Genomic DNA, 15,579 nt, shown 5'->3' with positions numbered 1-15,579 from the left:
GGAACGGCGTCCTAGGTCTAGGTGGTATCCGCCGCGCGGATAGTCCCGCAGATAGTCAGGGCCACGGGCTCAGGCATCTTCCGCCGCAGTGCCGGCGGCCGGGGCCGCAGCGTCTGCGGCGAGGGCCTTGCGCCGGCGGGAAACCTGGATGGCGATGGCGGTGGGGATCGCGGCCAAAGCGGTGATCCGCATCCACGGCCGGTCCAGGACATGGCCGGTAAGCGCATCCAGGGAGAACGGGCCGGAGCCGCCGATAGTGAACGCGGCGGCTGCCAGGCCCAGCACGGCCGGGTACTCAAGGCCGCCCTCCTGGGCGAAGAATCCGTTCGGGGCGTGGACGCTGGCCGCGACGCCCATGGTGGTTGCGGCAGCGGCGCCGGCGGCAGGGGTGGCCAAACCCAGGGCCAAGGCGAGCCCGGCTCCTGCTTCACCTACGCCCGCAAGGACGGCGCTTGTTTTAGCGGGGCGGAACCCCATGGCGTGCATGCCCTTACTGGTGCCTTCGACGCCTCCCCCGCCGAACCAGCCGAAGAGTTTTTGGGATCCGTGGGCCACGAGCACTCCTCCCAGTGCCACCCGGAACAGGGTCTGCGCGGCGGCCGCCGCCTCAGGGCTGGTGGTTACATTGCTCATAACAGTCCTCCTTGGGGTGTTTGAGTCGCTGCACGGCTCGTTTCAGCACGAGTCTACGGCTGCGCAACCACCCGTCACAGGGGAAGAATGATGCAGGGTACCCCCTCCGGCAGCGGGTACGCGCCGTGGGTCTACGGGGCATCCGCCGCATGGATAGCCACCGGATGGGCAGTGACGGGGAAGAGCTCGTGAAGCCGGGCGCAGGAGCGCTGGACCACTGACCGCAGCCACACGCTCGCCGGGTCCTCCGCCTGGGACGGGTGCCAGTACATCGCCTCCACCAGTGACGCTTCGGTTCCGCCGGAGAACTCCAGCACCGCGATGTCCGCACCGCGCTGCGCCCGTCCGGCCAGCATCCGCGGGACGAGTGCCACAAGGTCCGTGCCTTCGACCAGGAGCGGCAGGGACAGGAAGCCTGCCACCACGGCAGCCACCCGGCGCTGGATGCCGCGGGACTCAAACAGCTTGTCCGCCGGGGTGCTGATGCCCTCGCCGAAATAGCCGACGGCGTGCGGCACCGCGGTCAGGTCCTCGAGGGTCAGGCGGGGCTGCTGGAGCAGCTGATTCCCGGCGTCGGCCACGGCCACAAAGCTGTCACGGAAGAGCTGCTTGCTGGCTCCCTGCATCTGGTACCCCGTGGGCCCCACCAGCAGGTCGATCTTGGAGTAGTCGGTCATCTGGCCCTGGATCCCGGAGCCTGCGGTGGGGACGAAGTCCACGGACACGCCCGGCGCTTCTTCCCGCAGGATCCCGCGCAGCGGCCCCACGATAAGCGCCGCAGCGTAGTCGGAGGCGGCAATGATGAACTCCCGCTCGCTCGTGGCGGCGTCGAACCCGGACCGCACGCGCGTGGCCCGCTGGATGTGAAGCATGGCTTCATCAACCAGCGGGACCAGCGACTGGGCAAAGGGCGTGAGGTCATAGGTGCGGCCGTTGCGGACCAGGAGCTCGTCGTCGAAATGGCGCCGGAGCCTGGCCATCGCCGCGCTGGTGGCCGGCTGGCTGAGCTGGAGCCGCTCCGCCGCCCGGGAGATGTTGCGCAGTTCCAGCAGGACCTGAAGTTGGGGCAGCAGGTTCAGGTCCAGGTTCTTCATACCCACAGGTTATCCGTGCCCGCCGTTCCGCCCTTTTAGCGGCCGCCTTTCTACGATTCGCATGGGTCAGGAACCCAGTTCCTCGGCCACCTTCCGGGCGCCGCGCACGGCGATGGCGACGCTCATCAGGGTGGGGTTCATCGCCGTCGCCGTCGGAATCAGGGCATTGCCGCCCACCACCAGGTTCTCGTAGCCCCAGACCCTGGACCACGGATCCGCCACCGAGGTGCCATCGTCGGTGGCGCCCATCCGCATGGTGCCCTGGTAGTGCAGGCTGGAGCCGTTGGGCATCAGCCGAGGCTCGGCAACAAAGACGCCGAGGGCCTTGCCGGCGCGGCGCAGCCGTTCCGTGGCCTGGGCGATCTCCGTTTCCTCCCGCTCGGTGAGCGCGTAGTCGATGGTCATGTTCGGGAAGCCGCGGTAGTCCGGCTCGTTGTCGTCAAAGGTGACGGCGTCCTCGAAGCGCGGGTGCTTGCGCAAGCCGTAGCCCATGTTGACGTAGCCCCAGCGGTTCTCGGAGTACGGGGTGCCCGGCTCCATCGGGAACGGCGTGGTCTCGGTGTACATCACCTGGACCGAGAAGGGGTGTTCGGGCTCGGAGAACGGGATGCGGTTCACGGCTGCCACCGGGTCGGCGGAATTCAGCGCACGCCGGGCCAGCTCAGCCTTGAGGTCCTCGTCCGTGGCGAAGCGGCGCATCTTTTCGGCGTCGAGCGCCACCGTGGAGATGACCACGGGGTGCTCGGTCAGGTAGTGGCCCAGGGCCTGCGGCCGGACGCCCGAGGCCCACAACAGCTGCGGGGAACGGAAGGCGTCGGCGGCCACCACCACGATGTCGGCTGCCACAAAGGAGGTCTCCCCCGTGCGCAGGTCCTGCACCGTGACGCCGGTGACGCGCTGTCCGTCCAGCTCCACCCGGCGGACCAGGGTGAGGTCGCGGAGTTCGAACTGCTTCGAGAGCGGGCTGTCCTTGTCGATCAGCGGTCCGAGGACGACGTCGGCACCCGCCCAGCGCACGGACCCGTCCGGCTGCGGGTCCCCGGCCACCGGAAGGGTGCCCACCCCGTAGCCGTCCGGCAGTTCCGCGCCGAACTCTTCGTCGAGGAGGGACCGGATGGCTTCGCCCACCTTGGAGTCCGCGAACGCGGCGCTGTGGACGTGCAGCAGCTGCTTGGCGTCCTCAACCAGGCCGTCCCACTCGTCGTCGGCGATGAAGGGGAGCTTTTCGCTGAAGGCGGGCGACGGCGTCGCGCAGGTCCAGTGGGCGCCCTGGCCGCCCACATTGGTGGCCGCAGCCGCGGCCGGGAAGGAGGGGGCGTGGGCGGAGCCCGCACCGCCGAAGTCGAGGAGATGGGTGCCCTGCCGGGCGGTAAACATGCCCTCGGTAACGGTGCCTGCCGGAATGCCCAGCGATTCCCGGTAAGCGCCGGCCTGCGGCCCCTGGGACATTTCCCGGGCACGCGCCTTCTCGGCAGGATCGGGGATGTTGCGGACGCTCTCGCCGGGGACACCGGTGAGCTGCGGTCCGGCTTCGAACATCACCACGTGCGCGTTTGGGACCTGCTCCAGGAGCACCCGTGCGTAAGTGGAGCCGATGGGTCCGCTGCCGACGATGGCAATGGTGGGGTTGGACATGATGTCTCCTTTGAAATCAGGCCGAGAGGGATTCGGAAGTGGTGGAAGCGGGAACGGGGTCGTCGGAGAGGCGGCCGTGCGGAAGCAGGACCGCCGCGACAATCCCCACCGCGTAGGTGGCTGCCAAGGCAATGAAGATCGGAGTGAAGACTGAGCTGTAGATCTGTGCCACGCTGGCCTGGATGGCAGGCGCGGCCGCATGCACGAGCTGCGGCGTCAGGGTGGAAGCGTCAAGGCCTGCCGGCAGGAGCGCGGCGACGCCGAAGCCAACCACTCCGCCGATGACCGCCGTCGCCACGGTGGACCCCACCTGCCGCACCAGATTGATGGTTGCCGTGATGGTGCCGGTCTGGCTGGCCGGGGCGGCGCCTTGGACTACCGCCACGATCAGGCTCATAAACGCCCCGGTGCCCATCCCCACCACGGCCATCACCATCATGGGAACCCACAGCGGAAGGCCCGCGGGCAGCATGGCCATCACCAGAAGCCCGGCCGCCCCCATCATGGTGCCAACGATCGGGAAAATCCGGTACTGCCCCGTCCGGCTGGCCAGCCATCCGGTCAGCAGGTTGCTGATGAGCATGCCGAACACCGTGGCGATGGGAACCAGCCCAGAGACGGTGGCGGTGGTCTGGTAGGCCATTTGGAAGTACGTGGGCAGGTAGGCGGTGATGGAGAAGAGGCCGACGCCGATAATCGCCGAGAGTGCCGTGCCTGCAGCGATGGTGCGGTTGGCGAAGAAGTGGATCGGCACGATGGGTTCGGGTGCGCGCCGCTCGATGAAAAAGAAGGCGGCAAAGCCGGCGATGCTTACCGCGAGCGCGGCGGCCATAGCGAAGCCTGCGCTGCGTTCGGCGGCCCAGGTAACGGCGAGCACCAGTGCCACCAGGGCGGTGGTGAAGACCGCCGCCCCGGCAACATCGAAGTGGCGGGGCATGGGGCCGGGCTCCAGATGGGGTACGGCGATGAGCGCCAGGCCCAGCGCCGCAGCCCCCACCGGGATGTTGATCCAGAAGACCCACTGCCAGCCCCAAAAGTCGGTGATGGCACCCCCAAGGACGGGGCCTACCAGGATGGCGATCGGGAACGCCGCGCCGATGATGGCCATATAGCGGGGCCGTTCCCGCTGGGTGGTGACGCGGGCAATGATGGTCTGGGACATCAGCTGCAGGCCCGCGGAGCTCATGCCCTGCAGGACACGGGCGGCAATGAGCCAGTACATATCTGTGGCGAAGCCGCAGGCCAGTGAGGCGGCCAGGAACATCACCAGCGAGCAGAGAAAGATGCGGCGGGCTCCCAGCACGTCACCGAGTTTGCCGAGTACTGGCAGCAGCACGGTGCTGGCGAGGGTGTAGCCCACCACAACCCAGCTCATGAGCGTCAATGCACCCAGTTCACCGGCGATGGTGGCCAGCGAAGTGGACACGACGGTATGGTCCAGGGCCCCGAGGAAGGAGACCGAGAGCAGGGCAACAACAAGGAGGCGGAGCCTCAAAGGCGAAAGTGGCATAGTGATCTACCCGAACGATCGGGCCGTCGACGCGACGTGGTGTGCCCCCGGCGCACCATCACACCGGAGAACGGGTCCGGAAGGAACCCCGGCGCCGTTATCCATGATACTGCACTTTAGTCAGAAAACAACATAAGAATGTATGTATCAGACATGGGGACGCTCTGCCTACGCATCGAGCAGGGCCCGGGTCAGCGCCATGTCCTGCAGCAGCTCCGCGAGGTCCGTTGCCGGGTCGTCCGCCAAGCAGGCATCGAAGGCCCGGCGAAGCGCCAGGCGTGCTGACGATTCGTAGCGTTCCGGAGCCCGTAAAGACCCTTCTTCAGTGACGGTTTCCACCCGGGCGAGCCCGGCGGGCTGGTCCACGGTGACCTCCGTCCGCACCTCGCCGAGGGCCAGCACCTGGAGCAGGCCTCCGGCATGAGGACCACCGATGGCGGTTGCCGAAAGGGTGGCAGGAACAGTCCCGCCTTGGGAGTCGCCTGCGTGCAGGAGTGCGATCCTGCTGTGCACTGTGGCAATGCTTGACTGAAATGCCACCGCTCCGCCGGCAAGGGACCGCATCCAGCCGAAGCCGTCGCAGATGAGCGCACCGAGGCCCGCAGCGGGGGCGGCGCACTCCACGGTGATGATCCGGGCGGGGCTGCCGCGTCGTGCCGCAACCGCGGCGGCTACAAGATCCGGGCGGATGCGGGGTCGTTCAACGATCACCGGGATGTCCCCGGGCCAACGCTCCGACTCAACGGCTCCCCGCGGAAGAACAGCAGGATCCGCCAGCACCACGGCCGCCGCTCCCCCGGCGCGGGCGGCCAGCATCGCCTGCCACCAGTCGCCGGCTCCTGGCACCACCGCCACCGCACCATGCGCGTTTTCCGCCAGGGCGGCACTCACGGGAAGCTCGGCGACGGCCGCCGTATAGGCGGGCAATTCGGTGAAAACGCTGAACCCCAAACCTTCACTCATTGCGGCACCCCTTCAAGAACTTTGGCCGCAGCGGCGTCGGCCAGATCGATGGCGTACAGAGCGTCAGCCAACAGTTCGTCGTACTCCACGGGGGCATCTCCCTCAAGGAGCGAAGCCAGCAGTCGCCACTCGGCCACATAGCCGTCCTCATCATCCCGCGGATACTCCGTCCACAATCCGTCAACGCTCCGCACCCTGGTGGCAGCGCTTCCGGCGTGGACAAAGGCGGGCGGGAAATTGACCTCGATGCGGTCATGGGACGTGGCGATACTCATCCGCCACAGGGCATCCGGCCCCTCCGGAAGCATGGTGAGCGCCAACTGGACCAGGACTTCACCGGCCCGGTACCCCACCAGGTAGCCGATCGGCGAAGCGAGCCGCGCGTAGACCACTTCATCGACGCCCGGCGCGATGTCCCTCACCGCAGGAAGATCATGAATTGCGAGGCCGGTCAGCAACTGCCGGAGAACTCCTGCCGCCACGGCAGGGTTGCCAAGGTCCGGGCGTCCCCGCCCGGCTCCCGGGAAGGGACCGCCCTCGCCCACCAGCCGGTGGTACCTGTCATTCGGCGGAAGCGCCAGCGTCACCGAGATGGCCTGCACCCTGCCCTCCAGGGCCACCAGATGATGCTTGGCGCGCCCCCATGAGGCGTCGAACAGATGGTTCGTCCCCACCAACAGTGTGGCGCCTGCCTCGCGGCATGCTGAGACAACGCGGCCGGCCTCCTCCCTGCTGGTGGCCAGCGGTTTCTCGCAGAAAATGGCGCGTTTGCCCGCGGCGAGTGCCGCCAGGATCTGGCGGGAGTGCTCACCGGGCGGGCTGCAGATGGCTACCAGGTCCACGGCGGGGTCTGCCAGCAGGTCCGCCTCCCCCTCCGACCAGCGTGCACCATGCCGTTCAGCCAGGACCCGGGCGCGCCCGCTTCCCGCATCGGCAACGTGCACCACATTAAACAGGTCGTCAAGCCGCCCCAGCACCGGCAGGTGAAGGGCCGCGACACCGGGGCCGGAGCCAATAATCCCCACGTTCAAAGGCATCGTCACCCTCCTTCTTCTGTCACTATTATTCATAAGTGCGGGAACATCTGGCTATAGTCACGGCAAACCGCGCCTTAGTGGGTCCTGATGTGTGAGAATTGGAAACTATGACGACAGAGTCCACCCTCCGCTTCGGAGCCCAGACCGATGAAGTGACGAGCCTGCTGAGGATCGTCAACCTGGTGCGGACGGGCGAAGCAACCACCCGCCCCGAAATCGGCAAGGTTACCGGCCTGGGCAGGGGCGTTGTCAGCCAGCGCGTGGACCAGGCCATCCAGTTCGGCTTCCTCGGCGAGGGAGAGTTCGGCGCATCCTCGGGCGGCCGTGCGCCCCGGACCCTGCGCTTTCGCTCCGAGCAGGGGCGGATCATCATCTGTGCCCTCGGCGCGGCCCATATCAGGGTGGGTTTGACCGCGCTCGACGGCGACGTCCTGGAGCACACGCACCGCAGCTGGGATATTTCCCGCGGCCCCGAGAAGACCATTGAGGCAGTCATGGCCCTCGTGGACGAGGTGCTGGAAAAGAACTCCAAAGTGCCGGTCTGGGCTGTGGTGGTGGGCCTTCCCGGCCCGGTCGACTTTGCTTCCGGCCAGCCCGTGTCTCCCCCCATCATGCCCGGGTGGAACGGCTTCGACGTCCGGACCCCGTTCGAGGACCGCTTCAACGCGCCGGTCTGGGTGGATAACGACGTCAACCTGCTGGCCCTCGGTGAGCGTGCCCGCCGCCGTGATTCCCTGGCGGACCTTATCTACTGCAAGATCGGCTCCGGAATCGGCGCAGGCCTGCTGTCCCAGGGCAGGATCCACCGCGGTGCCAATGGCGCCGCCGGTGACATCGGCCATGTCCGGGTCCTGGATTCCACGGCCCAGTGCCGCTGCGGGAAGATCGGCTGCCTGGAAGCCGTAGCCAGCGGCTGGGCCTTGGTCAGGGATGCGGAACAGGCCATCAAGGAGGGGGCCAACAGCTCCATGGCTGCGGTAGTCAAAAAGAGGGCACTAACCCTCGAGGAGATCACCCTGGCCGTCCGGTCCGGCGACCCCCTGGCCATCACCTTGATTCAAAAGTCGGCGCGCGTGGCGGGCGAGACCATTTCTGCCCTCGTCAATATGTTCAACCCCAGCGTCATCGTCATCGGCGGCGCCATGGGGTCGGCCGGCGAGGTCTTCCTGGCGGAAGTGCGGCAGCGGGTCTACGAACTGTCACTGCCCCTTGCCACCCGCGATCTGACCATCACCCTCTCCGTGGCCGACGAGCGCGAACCCCTCCGCGGCGGCGCCGAACTGGCGCGCGAGCAGCTCTTCGATGTCACCTTCCCGCGCTGGTTTGCCGACGGCCGCCCCTCACCGGACCGGGTCGCAGTTCCCGCCTAGGACCAGCTCCGGACGTCGCCCGCTCAGGCGACGTCGCGGGAGACACTGGGTACCGGCTTTCCGTCCAGTTCCAGCCGGGCCGCCAGATGGAACGGCAGGACCAGGGGCGAGCCGGGCCGCGCCTGCAGGTACGGCACCGTCAGCTGGAAGTCGACGGCGACGGCGTGCGTCCCGTTCGAAAGCCGGCGCCCGGCCGCCAGGACCAGCCGGTCCTGCACAAACCACCAGCCCCGTTCTTCCTGCAGGGCTCCCGGGGACACTCGACGAGAGCCGAGCATCACCTCCAACTCCCCTTGCACCAAGGGAACGCCGTCCACCTCCACCGCCAGGCCGGCGATGCTGGAGAGCGGCATGGAGCGGATCCACGGCAGGCCGATGCGGAGTTCAAAACCTTCGGCAGTGGCGGTCAGCGCATCGTCGCGCACGGCGGTTCCCAACATGGCTTCCATCCTTTATCCTAAAAGTGACATAAGTTTGTCATTAACAAGCATAAAGGGGAAGACGCCCTATGGCTCCCGAAATTCCGAGCAGCTGGACGCTGTGCGCCAGCTCCTTCAACTGGACCCCTGACATCACCGCCGCGCGACGGACCGCCCAGGACGTCGTCACCGGCATCGCGGATTCAGTCGTGAAGACGATCGAACTCGAGCCCGGACTGGTATGGCGCTCCTTTCCTGCTCCCAGCGACGCCGAAGTGGACGGGCTGCGGGATGCCCTGGCGGCGAAGGGCGGAGCCATCAGCATCCTCGGCGCCAGCCTGGACGACTTCACACCGACGGAACGCCGCCCCCTGCAGGAACGCCTGGATTTCCTGATCCCCCAGATCCGTGCCGCGCACCGCGTCGGAGCCAGCGGCATCCGGCTCCCGATCGGGCAGGCGGGGACGGAACTGCTCAGGCTGGTCCAGCCGCTGCTGCATGAGCTCGACCTGGTGCTGTATGAGGAGATCCAAGGGCAGCAGGCCCCCGGCAGCGCCGCCGTCGAACCTGCCCTCGAAGCGATAGCCGCCCTCGGAGATGACCACGTGCGGGTCCTCGTGGACATCAGCATGCTGATGCCCGCCCTTCCCGTCACCTACCTCGAGGAGCTGCGCCGGGGCGGCTTGCCTGAGGACTTCGTCGGGCAGCTGGAGAACGACTGGCGGGATCCCGCCACCATCGACGCAGTCACCGGCCTCCTCCGCTCAGGAAACGTGCCCTCGCGGATCCACACCCTCTTTATGAACCTGCTCATCCGTTTCGGCCGCAGTGACGCGGCAGACCTGCGGGGCATCCTCCCCATGGTGGGCGCTTTCCACCTGAAGTTCTGGGACCTGCACGACGACGGCGGGCGGGTTTCGCAGCCGCTGCGGGACCTGGGCGCCCTCCTGGGCCGCAACCGCTTCAGTGGCACGCTCACCAGTGAGTGGGGTGGCCACGAGTGGCTGCAGGACGATCCCACGGACATGACCCGGCGCCACCTTGCACTGGCCGAGGCAGCCCTTGTCGGGGGCCGCGTGAGTAAAGTGGCCTGCTGACGGAAGGGCCCCGCTTCAGGAGGCTTCAAGTACGTGCCCTAGGATTCTCCCATGAGCGCAGTGTCGGGCCATCAGCCTCCCGGGTTTCGTGCTTCGCAGCGCCGTAACGCCGATCCTGCCCACCCGTTAGTGGCCTCCCGCGAGGCGGAAGTGCGGGAGAAAGTCCTGCGGGCAGCAAGCAACCTGATCGACCGGCTCACCTATGAGGCCGTCACGATTGACGCGGTAGCCAGGGCGTCGGGGGTGAGCAAATCAACGCTGTACCGCTATTGGCCATCGCGTCAGCTGCTGGTCCTGGAAGCATTCACCTATAAAACGAACCTGCTCACCGACGTTCACGACACCGGCGATGTGGCCAGGGACCTGCATGCCTACCTCGTGGCGCTGACCTATTGCCTGAAGGTGGGCGGAGCGGCGTCCACAGTCGCCAACCTGCTGGCTGAGGCCATCAGGGACGCAGAATTCGCCGTCCATCTTCGGCAGACAATGCTTCGGGAGCGTCGGCAAGGATTCCTGACGATCATTCAGCGGGCCCAGCACCGGGGGCAGGTGCGGGGCGACATCGACGCCGGCATGGTTATCGATGCCCTCTACGGGGCAATCCATCACCGGCTGATTGCGACAGGCCAGGACATCGACGGAGCCTTCTTGCGGAACCTGTCCGGCTTCGCCGTTGCCGGCATGGCAACCCCCGAATACCTGGACGGCGGCCGGGCAAGGACGTAGGCCGCCGCTGCTCCCGCGCCACCAGAGGTGGAACGTCTGGTGGCAATTCGTCCCATTCAGTGGTTCCCACCGCAGCAGGGATCAGATTGTGGAACCAGCGCAGAAGCGCACTCCCTCTCGAGCCAAGGAACCCCACACACAATGACCGCTACAGCAATCCTCCCCAGGACCGATGTGGGTGCCCAGCACCCGGAACTGTACAAAACCATCAATTCCGCAGCCTTGAGGGCGGACCGGGCCGCCCTGGGAGAGGAACTCTCGCCACTGCTTATTGAGCTGGTAAAGATCCGCGCCTCCCAGATCAACGGCTGTGCATTCTGCCTGCGGATCCACACCAAGGACTCGCTGGCGAAAGGTGAGAGCCCTGAGCGGCTGAGTGTGCTGCCCGCCTGGCGGGAGAGCCTGTACTTCGACGATCAGGAACGCGCGGCACTGGCCCTTTGCGAATACATCACGCTGATCCAGGACTCCCACACAAATGCGGGCTGGTACCAGTCAGCGGCCGGGCAGTTGACTCCGGGACAGGTGTCCGCCGTGACATGGCTGACTATGACGATCAATACCTACAACCGGATAGCAATCAGCAGCGCCTACGCAGTCAAGCCGGAATAGCCGAAAGCCCGGCCCCGGGGTTTTCCGGGGCCGGGCTTTGGGCTGAATTAGTTGGTGCTGAATTACTTCGTGCTGAAGGCGGCGTCGAAAGCTGCCGCCGAGGGCTCGTAACTGGAGAGCCTGCGGACGAATGCCAGCGCTTCGGGGGCGCCGGCCAGGCGGTCCATGCCGGCGTCCTCCCACTCCACGGACAACGGCCCGCGGTAGTTGATGGAGTTGAGCATCCTGAAGGCGTCCTCCCAGGGCACGTCGCCGTGGCCTGTGGAGATGAAGTCCCAGCCGCGGCGCGGGTCGGCCCATGCCAGGTGGGACGAGAGCCGCCCGTTGCGCCCGTTGGTCAGGCGCTTCTTCGTGTCCTTGCAGTGCACGTGGTAGATCCGGTCCTTGAAGTCCCACAGGAACCCCACGGGATCGATGTCCTGCCACACCATGTGGCTCGGATCCCAGTTCAGCCCGAAGGCCTCACGGTGCCCGATCGCCTCCAGCGCGCGCTGGGTGGTCCAGTAGTCGTAGGCGATCTCGGACGGGTGCACTTCGTGGGCAAACCGGACTCCCACCTCGTCGAAGACGTCCAGGATGGGGTTCCACCGGTCGGCAAAGTCCTGGTACCCGGCGTCCACCATCTTTTCGGAGGCCGGCGGAAACATCGCCACGTACTTCCAGATGGACGAACCCGTAAATCCGGTTACCGTCTTCACGCCAAGCCTGGCGGCGAGCCGGGCGGTGTTCTTCATTTCCTCGGCGGCACGGCGGCGCACCCCTTCAGGGTCGCCGTCGCCCCAGACGTTGTCCGGCAGGATGTCGCGGTGCCGTTCGTCGATGGGGTCATCGCACACGGCCTGGCCTTTGAGGTGGTTGGAGATCGTCCACACCTTAAGGCCGTGGCGTTCCAGAATGTCGAGTTTGCCCTGCACGTATGCATCGTCGTCCCAGCGCCAGGGGTCCAGGTGGTCGCCCCAGCAGGCGATTTCCAGCCCGTCGTAGCCCCACTCGCCGGCGAGCCGGGCCACCTCCTCAAACGGCAGGTCGGCCCACTGGCCGGTGAACAGCGTAATTGGTCGTGCCATCTGTTTCCCCTCCTACGAAACCTGCGCCGGGACGCTGGCGGCGACGCGTGTCCAGGCGGACTCATTTTCGGAACTGCGCTCGACGGCGTCGAGCACCCGCTGCACCCGCAGCCCGTCAGCGAACGTGGGATGCGGATCGGTGCCGCCCACGATTCCTTCCACGAGGTCCTTGACCTGATGGGAGAACCCGTGCTCGTAGCCGAGCATGTGCCCGGCCGGCCACCACGCCGAGACGTAGGGATGCTCCGCCTCGGTGACCAGGATTTTCCGGAAGCCCTGGCGGTCCGCGGGTGCTGTCCGGTCGTAGAACTGGACGCTGTTGAGGTCCTCGAGGTCGAAGGCCAGTGCGCCCTTGTCCCCCGAGACTTCGATCTGCAGCGCGTTCTTCCGGCCGGTGGCGAAGCGTGAGGCCTCGAACGACGCCAGCGCACCGGATTCGAAGCGGCCCGTGAAGATGGCGATGTCGTCCACCGTCACCTGGCCCTTGCCGGAACCGGCGGTGCCCGAGAGCCCGGAACCCGAGTCCAAAAGAGGGCGCTCCTTGACGATGGTGTCGATGGTGCCGGAGACCTTTTCGAGGTTCAGTCCGGTCACGAACTGGGCAAGGTCGATGGCGTGGGCGCCGATGTCACCCAGCGCCCCGGAGCCGGCATGTTCCTTCTGCAGGCGCCAGGCCAGCGGCATTTCCGGGTCCACCAGCCAGTCCTGCCGGTACGAGGCCCGCACCTGGTTGATGGTTCCCACAGCCCCTTCGGCAATCAGGTTCCGCAGGAACGTCACGGCGGGAACCCGGCGGTAGGTGAATCCCACCATCGCCCGGACGCCCCGGGCGGCGGCCCGCCCGGCAGCCTCAGCCATCGCTTCGGCCTCGGCCACCGTGTTGGCCAGCGGCTTTTCGCAGAGAACGTGCTTTCCGGCTTCAAGGGCCGCGATCGCAATCTCGGCGTGGGAGTCGCCGGGAGTTACGATGTCGACCACGTCGATATCGTCCCGGGCGATCACCTCGCGCCAGTCGGTGGCGGACTCAGCCCAGCCCCACTTTTGGGCTGCGTCCGCCACCGCTTCGGCGTTGCGCCCCACGATGACGGCCATTTCCGGTTCGGCGGGCAGGTCGAACACTCGGGGCGCGGTCCGCCAGCCCTGGGAGTGGGCAGCTCCCATGAAGCCGTAACCGATCATGGCAACCCGAAGGGTTGTCATGCCAGCACTACCTTGCGCTCAACCGCCACCCGGTTTCCGACGTAGCGCATGGGCGCGATCTGCATGTAGAGCAGGCGGAGGGTGAGGATGACCTCGACGTCGATCTCCTCGCCGGCGTCGGGGATGCGGTCCAGCGGGATGATGACATCGGGCTTGTCCGCGACGAACCACAGGGTTTCCCACTGCTCGGGCAGCTCCGGGATGGAATAGGACTTGCCCTGCAGTTCGAAGCGGAGGGATTCCTTGGGGATCGCCACGCCGTTGACCGTGGCCGCAACATCGTCCACAGCGGAGAGCCAGAGGCTGCGGTACCAGGGCAGTTGCACGGACACCGAAATGCCCTCGGGGTGCCTGCGGACGTCGGCGTCCTGGAACAGGGAGTTGTGAGTTGCCATGGCTTTCCTTACTTGAACGTGTCGACGAAGGTGTCGTGGGGTGCGGGCGGCAGGGGATTAAGCGTCTGCCGGGTGGAGGGGCTGTATGGGTGGTATTCCTGCGGCACGGGTTCGTCCGCGGGCGGCATAAACACCGGCTTGCCGTCGTCGCCGAAGTACATCAGGTCCAGGGCGAAGGCATGCTGGTTCTTCTCGGCGAAGCTGATCCAGTTTTCCTCGAAGGGTGCCCGCAGGAGCTCGTAGCAGCGGAATTTCCAAATCTTCCATTCCCCGTCCTGGCGCAGGAAGTCCACAGCGTACTTGCACCAGACCCAGTGGGCCCAGACCTTTTTGCCCTGCACCTCGCCCGGCGAATACATGTAGTCCGGGCTGTCTTTGGCCACTTCCGGGTCGGTCAGGCCGGACTCGTTGCCGGTCATGATCCAGACGCCCTTGGCCGTGTTGCCGTCGGCGGCCACTTCGATGACCGGAGTGGTGGTGTAGTGCAGGATGAGCTTGCCCTCGGGCCGCGGACGGCCCTGGTGGTAGCGGATGACACTCTCATAGTCCGTGTATTGGCCGGCGTTGGTGTACCTCGCCCGGATGCCGGGAGTGCCCGGCTTCACCCACAGCGGGATAATCTGTTCATCCTCAAAGGCATTGTGCAGGTACATGTAGCGGTTGAACAGGTTCTCAATGTCGCCCCGGTCGTTGGCCCGGCGGGCCAGTTTCAGGGCTTCAGCAAGTTCGTCCCGCAGGCGCTCCACCTCTGCTGTGAGGTCGGTGTCGATGGTAGGCATTTGGACCCCCTAGGCCGGAACGACGGATTCTTCGATGGCGCGGCGCATCAGTGCGTGCTGCTTCTTCACCAGGTCGATGGGGTCCGATTCGCCCAGGTCGGCGAAGGCATGGCCTTCCCATTCGCTGGACAGGAAGCCCTGGTAGCCGCCCTTGACGAACTGGCGCACGATGCGCGGGATGTCCATGGCGGGCTCGTTGCCGTTCTCGTCGATGTCGTAGAACTTCGCGTGGACGTGGAACATCTGCGGCATGATGTCCAGCCATTCCTCCGGCGGGACCAGTCCGTGCATGTTGAACGCCAGCCGGGTGAAGGGGCCCAGCCGGGCGGGATCGAAGTTATTTTCGCGGAGGTAGTCCTCGAACTCCTGGTTCCGCTCCTGCATAGGCAGGGGCTTGCGCCAGATGTCCTGCATGACAGCGAAGTGCTCCTGCGGGAGGCCCATCTGGGTCAGGGTGCGGAACAGCGTAGGCGACAGGCTGTGCATGGTGGAACTGAAATCCGCCGTGAAGCCCAGCCGGTCGCTGCCAAGCTCCTCGTACATCTCGCGGATCTGGAGGATCTTGGGATCGTTCGGGCCCTGGGGCGCGTGGATCTCGTAGCCGAGCTTCTGGTCGTACTTCTCGGCCAGCGGAAGCAGCCGGCGGAGCAGTTCCTTGCCCGCGGACCGGATGACGATCTTGTTGAAGCCGAGCGTGTTGGCGGTCTTGAGCTGCCTGGCGAAGAAGTCGAACTCCTCGTCCGGCGTCATGTCGCGCTCTTTACGGCGGCCCATGTCCAGGTTGGTGCCCACGGCGCTGGGGGTCAGGCCGTAGCGGTCCATGCTGTCCCGCCACAGGCGGACGAAATCCTCGTCCACGTCCGGGTAGGTGCGCAGCATCTGGGCGATGTTGAATTCGACGCCGGGGCCGAGGCCTTCATCGGCGACCGCCTTGATCAGGGTCTCCGGGGTGTAGAGCCCGGCGGCGAATTCGGAGGTGAGTGAGTAAAGGGTGATGCCAAGCTCGATGCCCGAGCCTGCGATGCCTTCTGACATGTCTTTG

At 66.3% G+C, this 15,579-nt stretch carries 16 protein-coding genes; 4 read left to right on the top strand and 12 right to left on the bottom strand.

Annotation, left to right across the window (positions count from 1 at the left end; genetic code table 11):
- Positions 1-69: 69 nt before the first annotated feature.
- The 6 genes from FNL14_RS16930 to FNL14_RS16905 all read right to left on the bottom strand — a co-directional run bounded on the left by FNL14_RS16930 (position 70) and on the right by FNL14_RS16905 (position 6,872).
- Entirely contained in the window at positions 70-633 is a 564-nt protein-coding gene (locus tag FNL14_RS16930) for a DoxX family protein (protein WP_142062252.1), read from the bottom strand.
- Between the two features lie 131 nt (positions 634-764).
- Positions 765-1,727, bottom strand: a complete 963-nt coding sequence (locus FNL14_RS16925) for a LysR family transcriptional regulator (RefSeq protein ID WP_142062249.1) — start codon at positions 1,725-1,727, stop codon at positions 765-767.
- 66 nt (positions 1,728-1,793) lie between these two features.
- Entirely contained in the window at positions 1,794-3,362 is a 1,569-nt protein-coding gene (locus FNL14_RS16920) for a GMC oxidoreductase (RefSeq protein ID WP_142062246.1), read from the bottom strand.
- A 16-nt stretch (positions 3,363-3,378) separates the two neighbouring features.
- Positions 3,379-4,872, bottom strand: a complete 1,494-nt coding sequence (locus FNL14_RS16915; protein ID WP_142062243.1) for an MFS transporter — start codon at positions 4,870-4,872, stop codon at positions 3,379-3,381.
- A gap of 168 nt (positions 4,873-5,040) precedes the next feature.
- Entirely contained in the window at positions 5,041-5,835 is a 795-nt protein-coding gene (locus tag FNL14_RS16910; protein WP_142062240.1) for a hypothetical protein, read from the bottom strand.
- Complete coding sequence (locus FNL14_RS16905) at positions 5,832-6,872, bottom strand: Gfo/Idh/MocA family protein (RefSeq protein ID WP_142062237.1); 1,041 nt, start codon at positions 6,870-6,872, stop codon at positions 5,832-5,834. The genes FNL14_RS16910 and FNL14_RS16905 overlap by 4 nt, the downstream gene beginning before the upstream one ends.
- Before the next feature lie 107 nt (positions 6,873-6,979).
- On the opposite strand from FNL14_RS16905, the gene FNL14_RS16900 reads away from it, so the two are divergent.
- Entirely contained in the window at positions 6,980-8,242 is a 1,263-nt protein-coding gene (locus FNL14_RS16900; protein WP_142062234.1) for an ROK family protein, read from the top strand.
- 23 nt (positions 8,243-8,265) lie between these two features.
- Here FNL14_RS16900 and FNL14_RS16895 read toward each other — a convergent pair whose 3' ends face one another.
- Complete coding sequence (locus tag FNL14_RS16895) at positions 8,266-8,682, bottom strand: DUF6379 domain-containing protein (RefSeq protein ID WP_142062232.1); 417 nt, start codon at positions 8,680-8,682, stop codon at positions 8,266-8,268.
- A gap of 68 nt (positions 8,683-8,750) precedes the next feature.
- Between FNL14_RS16895 and FNL14_RS16890 the strand changes: the two genes are divergently transcribed.
- From FNL14_RS16890 to FNL14_RS16880, 3 genes are all read left to right on the top strand, one after another.
- Positions 8,751-9,758, top strand: coding sequence for a restriction endonuclease subunit R (locus FNL14_RS16890; RefSeq protein WP_142062228.1), 1,008 nt, complete (start codon positions 8,751-8,753; stop codon positions 9,756-9,758).
- A gap of 51 nt (positions 9,759-9,809) precedes the next feature.
- A complete protein-coding gene (locus FNL14_RS16885; protein ID WP_142062225.1) occupies positions 9,810-10,484 on the top strand; it encodes a TetR/AcrR family transcriptional regulator in 675 nt (224 codons plus the stop codon).
- Positions 10,485-10,625: 141 nt separating this feature from the next.
- A complete protein-coding gene (locus tag FNL14_RS16880) occupies positions 10,626-11,096 on the top strand; it encodes a carboxymuconolactone decarboxylase family protein (RefSeq protein ID WP_142062222.1) in 471 nt (156 codons plus the stop codon).
- Between the two features lie 62 nt (positions 11,097-11,158).
- On the opposite strand, the gene FNL14_RS16875 is transcribed toward FNL14_RS16880, so the two are convergent.
- Genes FNL14_RS16875 through FNL14_RS16855 form a run of 5 tightly spaced genes read right to left on the bottom strand, consistent with a single transcriptional unit; the run spans position 11,159 to position 15,572 of the window.
- Positions 11,159-12,163 carry a sugar phosphate isomerase/epimerase gene (locus FNL14_RS16875; RefSeq protein WP_142062219.1) on the bottom strand — a complete coding sequence of 335 codons (1,005 nt, stop codon included), beginning with the start codon at positions 12,161-12,163 and terminating at the stop codon, positions 11,159-11,161.
- Positions 12,164-12,175: 12 nt separating this feature from the next.
- Positions 12,176-13,363: a Gfo/Idh/MocA family protein gene (locus FNL14_RS16870; protein WP_181762684.1), complete on the bottom strand. Its 1,188-nt coding sequence runs from the start codon at positions 13,361-13,363 to the stop codon at positions 12,176-12,178.
- Positions 13,360-13,758, bottom strand: coding sequence for a DUF6379 domain-containing protein (locus FNL14_RS16865; protein WP_142062216.1), 399 nt, complete (start codon positions 13,756-13,758; stop codon positions 13,360-13,362). The genes FNL14_RS16870 and FNL14_RS16865 overlap by 4 nt, the downstream gene beginning before the upstream one ends.
- A gap of 8 nt (positions 13,759-13,766) precedes the next feature.
- Complete coding sequence (locus FNL14_RS16860; RefSeq protein ID WP_142062213.1) at positions 13,767-14,537, bottom strand: nuclear transport factor 2 family protein; 771 nt, start codon at positions 14,535-14,537, stop codon at positions 13,767-13,769.
- A gap of 9 nt (positions 14,538-14,546) precedes the next feature.
- Positions 14,547-15,572 carry a sugar phosphate isomerase/epimerase gene (locus FNL14_RS16855; protein WP_091419157.1) on the bottom strand — a complete coding sequence of 342 codons (1,026 nt, stop codon included), beginning with the start codon at positions 15,570-15,572 and terminating at the stop codon, positions 14,547-14,549.
- Positions 15,573-15,579: the final 7 nt, after the last annotated feature.

Origin of the sequence: Pseudarthrobacter sp. B4EP4b (assembly GCF_006680095.1) — a bacterium.
GTDB lineage: Bacteria > Actinomycetota > Actinomycetes > Actinomycetales > Micrococcaceae > Arthrobacter.
This window is presented reverse-complemented; position numbering and strand designations above follow the sequence as displayed.